At 73.3% G+C, this 7,559-nt stretch carries 5 protein-coding genes and 1 pseudogene; 2 read left to right on the top strand and 4 right to left on the bottom strand.

Features of this window, described 5'->3' with window-relative positions:
• The 4 genes from fxsBH to ACFWU6_RS20145 all read right to left on the bottom strand — a co-directional run.
• On the bottom strand, positions 1 to 1,863 hold a 1,863-nt coding region (gene fxsBH, locus ACFWU6_RS20160), incomplete at its 3' end, for a radical SAM/SPASM protein FxsBH, inactivated beta-hydroxylase extension form (protein ID WP_383982267.1).
• A gap of 29 nt (positions 1,864 to 1,892) precedes the next feature.
• Complete coding sequence (fxsA, locus tag ACFWU6_RS20155; protein ID WP_383808081.1) at positions 1,893 to 2,057, bottom strand: FxSxx-COOH cyclophane-containing RiPP peptide; 165 nt, start codon at positions 2,055 to 2,057, stop codon at positions 1,893 to 1,895.
• A gap of 321 nt (positions 2,058 to 2,378) precedes the next feature.
• Complete coding sequence (locus tag ACFWU6_RS20150) at positions 2,379 to 3,281, bottom strand: alpha/beta fold hydrolase (protein ID WP_383808078.1); 903 nt, start codon at positions 3,279 to 3,281, stop codon at positions 2,379 to 2,381.
• A gap of 290 nt (positions 3,282 to 3,571) precedes the next feature.
• Positions 3,572 to 4,174 (bottom strand): TetR/AcrR family transcriptional regulator, encoded by a 603-nt coding sequence (locus ACFWU6_RS20145; protein ID WP_383982265.1) that lies wholly within the window; start codon positions 4,172 to 4,174, stop codon positions 3,572 to 3,574.
• A 205-nt stretch (positions 4,175 to 4,379) separates the two neighbouring features.
• Here ACFWU6_RS20145 and ACFWU6_RS20140 point away from each other — a divergent pair.
• Both ACFWU6_RS20140 and ACFWU6_RS20135 read left to right on the top strand, forming a co-directional pair.
• A pseudogene (locus tag ACFWU6_RS20140) lies at positions 4,380 to 5,756 on the top strand (purine-cytosine permease family protein); the annotation flags it as partial.
• Positions 5,757 to 5,899: 143 nt separating this feature from the next.
• Positions 5,900 to 7,552 carry an amidohydrolase gene (locus ACFWU6_RS20135; protein ID WP_383982262.1) on the top strand — a complete coding sequence of 551 codons (1,653 nt, stop codon included), beginning with the start codon at positions 5,900 to 5,902 and terminating at the stop codon, positions 7,550 to 7,552.
• Positions 7,553 to 7,559: the final 7 nt, after the last annotated feature.

Here is a 7,559-nt window from a genome sequence, read left to right as displayed (position 1 = left end):
CGTCAGCGTCGTCAGCCCGGTGGCGGCCGCGCGGGCGAACTCCGGGACCGCGGCGTGCAGCAGCGCCCACGCCCCGTCCAGCCGGGCGCGCCACTCCTCCGCCTCCCCGGAGCCGAGCCGGAGCCGGGGCGGGCGGGCGAAGCAGTTGCGGTACGGGTCGAGGTCCTCCAGCGCCACCGGGGCCGCGTCCGGCCCGGGCGACCAGGTCCGTACGGGCTGCCAGCGCGCGTCACCCGCCGCCGCGCCGAAGCGGTGCTCGGCGCGGCCGTCCCGTACGGCGTACCCCTCGTCGGCGGCCCGCAGCGCGGCCCGCCCCTCGGTACCGGGCTCCCCGAGCCGCAGCAGGCCCAGCGTCGGCAGGTACACCTCGCCGTCCCGGTAGGCCACCTCGGCCGGCAGGTCCAGGCCGCTCCGCAGCACGGCCGCGGCGGTCAGGGCGGTCAGCCGCCGCGCCGCCTCCCCGGGACCCACCCGCCGCGCCGCCCCGGCGGGGCCGGGCACGTCCTGCCCGGCGGCCGGTTCCAGCGCCGCCAGTACCCACGTCCGGGTGAACGGGTGGTCCAGTACGGCGTCCAGCGCGTCAGCGCCCGCGTCCCCGGCCCGCTCCAGCTCGGTCAGCAGCTCCCAGGCCCGCGCCCAGTCGCGCCCCGCGGCGAGGTCGGCGTGGAGCCGCGCCAGCAGCACCCGGGTCAGCTCCTCCTGGGACCGGGCGAGTTCGGCCGGATCGGCCAGCTCCGGGGCGGCCTCCCGGTCCGCGGTGCGGCCCTCGACCCCGTCGACGAGCTCGCGCAGGTCGGTGCAGTACACGGAGGGGTTGTCGAAGCCGTTCCGCTCCCGGTAGCGGTGGGTGTAGAGCCCGCCCCCGCACGAACGAACGACGGGGCAGCGGCGGCACGTCCCGCTGACGCCCGCCAGGCCCAGCTGCCGGGCCCGCACCCCCGGATGGGCCGCGACCTGGTCGAAGGCGTGGTCGAAGACGTTGAACCCGGTGGCCGCGGCCCCCTCGAACGCGCTCTTGAGCGAGTCCACCTGCTCCAGGGTCCCGTCGGTCTCGACGACGACGAGGTCGGTGGGCGCCAGGCCCAGGGACTCGGTCAGGCTGGGGCCGCCGCGCAGGGTGGACAGGAGGGACTCGAAGAGCCTGACGGGCACCGGGCGCCCGAGGCCCTCCCAGCGGTCGAAGACCCGCAGCAGCCAGCGCGCGTACGCGTCGGGGACGCCGTCGGGGCGGGCCGGGGGCGTCTCCCAGGTGGCGTGGGGGAGGAGGAAGTCCACGCGCGGGGGTTCGAGCGCCACGAGCGCGTCCAGGACGGCGACGGGGTCGTTGGCCACGTCCACGGTGCAGAGCAGGCCCTGGTAGAGGTGGCGGTAGGGCGGGGTGCGGAGCAGCGCGACGGCGGCGAGGACCAGGGGGTGGCTGGTGCGGCCGTCGGCGAACCGGCGGTGGCGGTCGTTGGCGGCACGGTCCCCGTCGAGGGAGATGCCGACGCGCACGCCGTACTCGGCGAAGAGGTCGAGGTGGGCGCGGCCGAGCTGGAGCCCGTTGGTGTGGATCCGCAGGTCGAGGGCGGCGGTCCCGTCGAGGGCCCGGGTGAACTCCTCGCACACGAGCCTGAGCCGGGCGGTGCCGGCCAGCAGGGGTTCCCCTCCGTGGAGGATCACCGTGACAGAGGGGAGTGCATGGTCACGGGCATGTTCGGCGAGCCGCGACGCGGTGTGCGAAACGACCTCGGGGGAGATCACTTTCGGCCGGGCTCGCCAGCTCTGGTCTGCGTGTTCGTAGACATAGCAATGATCACAAGCAAGATCGCATCTGCTGTGAACCTTCAGGACGATCTCGCGAAATGCGATCAGGCCGGTCATTCCACCAGTCTAGAGCGCCTACTTCGGGGTCAGAGCGCGGAGTTGAAGATCGGTGCCTGAACCGAACGACCGGATTCCGCACGCAGTACGCGGCCGAGTGCCGCCGCCGCGGACGCACTGCGGACGTCGATCTGGGCGAGCGGGGTCCGGCGAGCCTTGACCGGGTGGGCCGAAGGGGTTGCGGAAGTGTTCACGACACCGTCCTTGGGGGAGCCATGTGGAATGGGCATGTAAATGACAACAGCGGATGCTCTGTCAAGCGTGGACTTTACTCGGCCACACCCCATTGGCAACCGAGACATGACGCCTGGTCAAGCGTTCCATGGAATCGGTGGCGGATTTCTCCGGCGGCGTATTCGGCCGTTTGCCGGACGGCAGGCTCCCTTTCACCCGGCGGGTCCCCGCACCGGGTGAAACCGGGTGAAACCCCCCGGCCGGCCGGACCGTCACCCGGTTTCGGCTCCACCGGGACGGCCCTCTCCACCGGGGGACGGCCCTCTCCACCGGGACGGCCCTCAGGCGGGCTGCTGCTCGCTGACCGGCGGCGCGGGCACGTCTCGCAGGAGCCAGTTCAGTACATCGGGCAGTGCGCGCAGGGCGGCGAAGTGCGCGGCGGCCGGGTCGATGGTGGTGGTCGCGCCCGGAATCCGGCGGGCCAGCCAGCGCGAATGGCCCACGGGTGAGAACACGTCCAGCTCCCCGTGCCAGATCAGCACCGGGCAGCGGATGTCGGCCGGGTCGAACCCCCAGGGGCGGCTGAAGGCCAGGACGTCGTCGATCCAGCCGTACGCGGACGTCCGCAGCCCCTCCCGGTAGTTGCGCAGCAGCATGGACCGCAGCCCCGCGTCCGAGACGATCATGCGGTCGTTGGCGGTCAGCTCCCGGCGCAGCTCGTCCAGGAGCCGGCCGGGGTCCTTGCGGATGCCGTCGGCCCGGGGGATCAGCCGGGCCGCCAGCTCCTCGGGGTCGTCGGAGGCGGTGGTGTACTCCCGGACGTTCGAGTCCGCCATTCCGGCGAACCAGTCGAGGTCTTCGGCGTCCCGGGGGGCCAGGCCCACCATGGCGGCCGTCCGGGTGACCCGGTCGGGGAGGAGCGCGGCGCAGGCCAGGGCTCCGGCGGCGCCGCCGGAGCGGCCCGCCACGGCGAAGGAGTCCAGGCCCAGGGCGTCGGCGATCGCGGCCACGTCCTCGGCCACGTCGGCGACGGTACGGCCCGCGTGGCGGTCGGAGACGCCGTAGCCGGGCCGGTCGTAGGCGATGAGCTGCATGCGCCGCTGGTAGAGGACCATGCCCCGGGGGGCCGGGCCGAGCCTGCTGCCCGGCATGCCGTGGAGCAGGAACACCGGTCTGCCGTCCGGATGCCCCCGGCGTTCCACGGTCAGAGCGCGTCCGTCGGCGGTACGCACCTGATGGCGCACGCACACCCTCCCTCACGGTCGGCAGGAGTCTCACGGTGATTGTGCTCATCACCGGGGGAGCGCGGTAGGGCGCACTTCGGGAGAAATTCTTGTGAAGGATTTCACAAGAGCTTGAAGGTCCTTGGGTCCTGGGCATATGCCCAGGTCACGTGGATGATGAGAGCGGCTCGAACGCCGGCGGGTGGCCCTTCGACCCCGGGGGAAGGGCCTTTTCGGCGTCACTCCTTCCGTTTTCCGGTGTCGAATTGACCCGTCAGGCCGAGTCGCCGGAAATCAGCGGTGCGCCGGGCCTAGAGGTGCGGGATCAGGGCCGCGGTCGCCGAGCGGGCCCGTTCCAGGGCGGCCGCCCGGTCCGCGCCCGGCTGGCCGAGGACCACGCGGGTGCTGAGCCCGTCCAGCAGGGCCAGCAGCTCCGAGGCGCGGCCGGGCACGTCCCCCACGGCGAAGCGCCCCTGGTCCACCCCCTTGGAGAGCAGGGCCTCCAGGTCGCGCTGCCAGCCGTCGTCGATCTCCTGCTGGGCGGCGCGCAGCGGCTCGTTGGAGGCCGTGCGCGCCCACAGTTCGATCCACAGGGTCCAGCGCGGATCGCGCGGGCCCCGCGGCAGGTAGAGCTCTGAGAAAAGGGCGAGCTTGCGGTGTGCGGTGACCCGTCGGCTCAGCAACTGCGCTCGCTCCAGGCCCAGTTGGGCCTCACTCCAGCGCAGCGCCTCCAGCAGCAGGCGGTCCTTGCTGCCGAAGTAGTACAGGATGTGGCCGCCGCTGGTGCCGAGCCGCTCGGCGAGCGCGGACATGGTGAGCGCCGCCAGCCCGTTCTCGGCGATCGCCGCCATGGCCTCTTCCAGCATCCGCTCCTGGGCGATCTGCCCGTCGCGCCGCCGCGCCGCTCCCGCCACCGGTCCGCCCTTCCGATCTTCGTCGCCCGACCTTATCCCGGACAGGGTCTTGACGCGGCCCCGGTGCGCCCCGCATCTTGAATGCCATTCAATAACTTAGAACGTCATTCAAGGTCCGGCACGGTCCAGTGCGGTCCAGCACGGTCCACAGCGGTCCACCGCGGTCCCGCGAGGTCCCGCGGGTCGAAGATCAGGGGTACGGCGCATGACACAGCAGGAGACGACGCCCGACGTCGACGAGGTCTTCCGGGTCGAGACCCGCGGCATCGACCCCATCCCCGACGCGGAGCGCCACGGCAGCGCCAAGGACCTCTTCTGGCTCTGGTTCGGCTCCAACCTCACCTTCACCTACGTCATCAACGGGGCCCTCGCCGTGGCCTTCGGACTCTCCTTCTGGCAGGCCACCGCCGTGGTCGTGATCAGCGGGCTCTCCTTCTTCGCCGTCAGCGCGGCCGGACTCGGCGGCATCCGCATCGGCACCGCCACCCTGGTGATCTCCCGTGCGGCCTTCGGGGTCCGCGGGAACATCCCGGCCGGCGTCCTCAACTGGGTGGTGAGCATCGGCTACACCATCGTCAACACCGTGGTCGGGACGCTCGCGCTGGAGGTCTTCTTCGCCGAGACCGGCCTGGGCGCCGGGAACGGGGCACGGGCCCTCGCACTCGCCCTCACCCTCGCGCTGACCTTCGCCGTCGCGATGTGGGGCCACGCCACCGTGCAGTTCGCCGAGCGCTGGATGGCCTACGTCCTCGCCGCCGGCTTCGCCGTGCTGCTCGTCTTCGTCCTGCCCGGCGCCGACACCTCCGCCCCCGCCGCCGCCCCCGGCCTGTCCGGCTGGAGCCTGGCCTTCGTGGTCATGCTGGCCGGGCCGTTCTCGTACCTGCCGATGCCCGCCGACTACACCCGCTACCTGCCCCGGACCACCTCGCTGAAGTCGATCACCTGGATGGGGGCGCTCGGCGGCTTCGCCTCCTCCGTGGCCCTCGGCGTCGCGGGAGTGGCCGCCGCCACCCAGACCGACATGACCGACGCGGTCGCGGGGACCGAGGGGCTGCTGCCGGGCTGGTTCCAGCCGCTGTTCCTGGCCCTCGTGCTCGGCGGCTCCGTCACCAACTCGATCATCACCCTCTACTCCTCCAGTCTGAACCTCCAGGTCCTCGGCATCCCCTGGAGCCGGGCCCGCGCCCTCGTGATCAGCGCCGCCGTGACGGCCGCCGGCTCGCTGGCCGCGCTGTTCCTCACCGACTTCACGACCTCCCTGCTCTCCTTCCTCTCGCTGCTGATCATCGTCTTCGCCCCCTGGGGCGGGGTCTTCCTCGCCGACATGCTGGCGCGCCGCTGCCGCTACGACGGCGACGCGCTGCACGCCGGGCGGGGCGGCGCCTACTGGTACCGCTCCGGCTACCACCCGGCCGGTGTGGCGGCCCTGCTGGCGGGCATCGGCTTCGCGGCCCTGACCTGCGACTCCGAGCTGTGGACGGGGCCGCTGGTGGCCCCGCTCGGCGGGGCCGACCTCACCCTGCTCGGCGCCGTGGTCTCCGGTCTCACGTACGGGGCCCTCGTACGCCGGACACCGGCCCGCACGCCCGCGCCTGACCTCGGCGCCCGCCGTACCGACCCCGCGGCCACCGGGGTACCGGCATCCGGCCCCGCCGCGCAACCATCCCGCCGCGCAACCACCCCACCCGAACCGCACCCGCCCCGGCCGCACAGGAGCACCACCCCATGTCACACACCCCCTTCCCCGCCGACCTGCTGCTCACCGGAGCGCGCATCCACACCGTGGACCCCGAGCTGCCCGAGGCCGAAGCCCTCGCCGTGTACGACGGGCGGATCGTCTGGGTCGGCCCCGACGCCGAGGCCGGGCAGTGGTCCGGCCCGGACACCGAGGTGCTCGACGCGGGCGGGAAGCTGGTGCTGCCCGGCTTCGTCGACGCGCACAACCACGTCCGGCTCGGCTCCGACGACGCCTGTGTCCAGCTGGCCGGGGCCCGCACCCTGGAGGCGGTCCTCGACCGGATCGGCGCCTGGCGGGAGGCCCACCCGGACGCCGACTGGATCGAGGCCGAGGCCTTCGACTACTCGGCCGTGCCCGGCGGGCGGATGCCGTGCGCGGCCGACCTCGACCCGGTCACCGGGGACACCCCCGCGATCGTGCTCTCGTACGACGTGCACACGGCCTGGCTGAACACCGCCGCCATGCGGCGCCTGGGCGTGACGCGCGAGCACACCGACCTCCCCTTCGGCACGGCCGCGGTGGACTCCGGCACCGGCGAACCCACCGGCTTCGTCAAGGACTTCGCCGTCAAGGGGCTCTCCCGCGACGGCCACCGGGCACTGCGCGACCTGGGCGTGCCGTGGGCCTCGCCGGAACGGCAGTACGGGCGGCTGGTGAAGAGCCTCGACGACGCCATCGGCTTCGGCATCACCACCGTGGTGGAACCGCAGAACTCCCTCGACGACCTGGAGCTCTACGAGCGCGCCCGGGCGGAGGGCCGGCTGCGCTCGCGGATCGTGGCCGCGCTGTTCCACCCGCGGGGCACCACCGAGGAGGAGCTCGACGGCTTCGCGGCGGCCGCCCGGATGTACGCGGGGGACCGGCTGCGGGTGGGCCCGCTCAAGCTGTACATCGACGACGTGGTGGAACCGCGCACGGCCGCCCTGCTGGAGCCGTACACCGGCTGCGGCACGCACCGGGGCGAGACCTTCTACCCGGCGGAGGAGTTCGCGGAGCTGCTGGCCGGGCTGGACGCGCGGGGCTTCCAGTGCTTCGTGCACGCCACCGGCGACCGGGGCATCCGTACCGTCCTGGACGCGGTGGAGCACGCCCGCGCCGTCAACGGCCCGCGCGACGCCCGCCACCAGGTGGTGCACGTGGAGTGCCTGGACCCGGCGGACGTGCCGCGCTTCGCCGAGCTGGGCGTGGTCGCGTGCATGCAGCCGAGGCACTGCGCTCCGGAGATCGCCGGTCCTGGTCAGGACTGGGCGGAGAACGTGGGCGAGGACCGCTGGCACAAGGCCTGGCCGATGCGGAGCCTGCAGGAGGCGGGAGCCGTGCTGGCCTTCTCCAGCGACTGGAACGTGGCGGAGATGGACCCGATGGTCGGCATCTACACGGCGGTGACCCGCCGCCCGCTGGACGGCGGGGACCCGTGGCTGCCGGGCGAGACGGTGGACGCGGCGTCGGCGGTGTACGGCTACACGATGGGGTCGGCGTACGCGAACTTCCTGGAGGCGGACCGCGGGTCGCTGACCGTGGGCAAGGCGGCCGACTTCGTGGTGTGGTCGCGGGACGTCCTGGCGGTGGCTCCGGAGCGGGTGCTCGGCACGGTGGCGGAGGTGGTCGTGGTGGCGGGCGAGGTCGTCCACCGGGCCTGACCCGGGG

It is taken from the genome of Streptomyces sp. NPDC058674 (assembly GCF_042716505.1).
GTDB lineage: Bacteria > Actinomycetota > Actinomycetes > Streptomycetales > Streptomycetaceae > Streptomyces.
The sequence above is the reverse complement of the archived record's forward strand: the minus strand, read 5'-3'. Positions and strand labels throughout refer to the sequence as shown.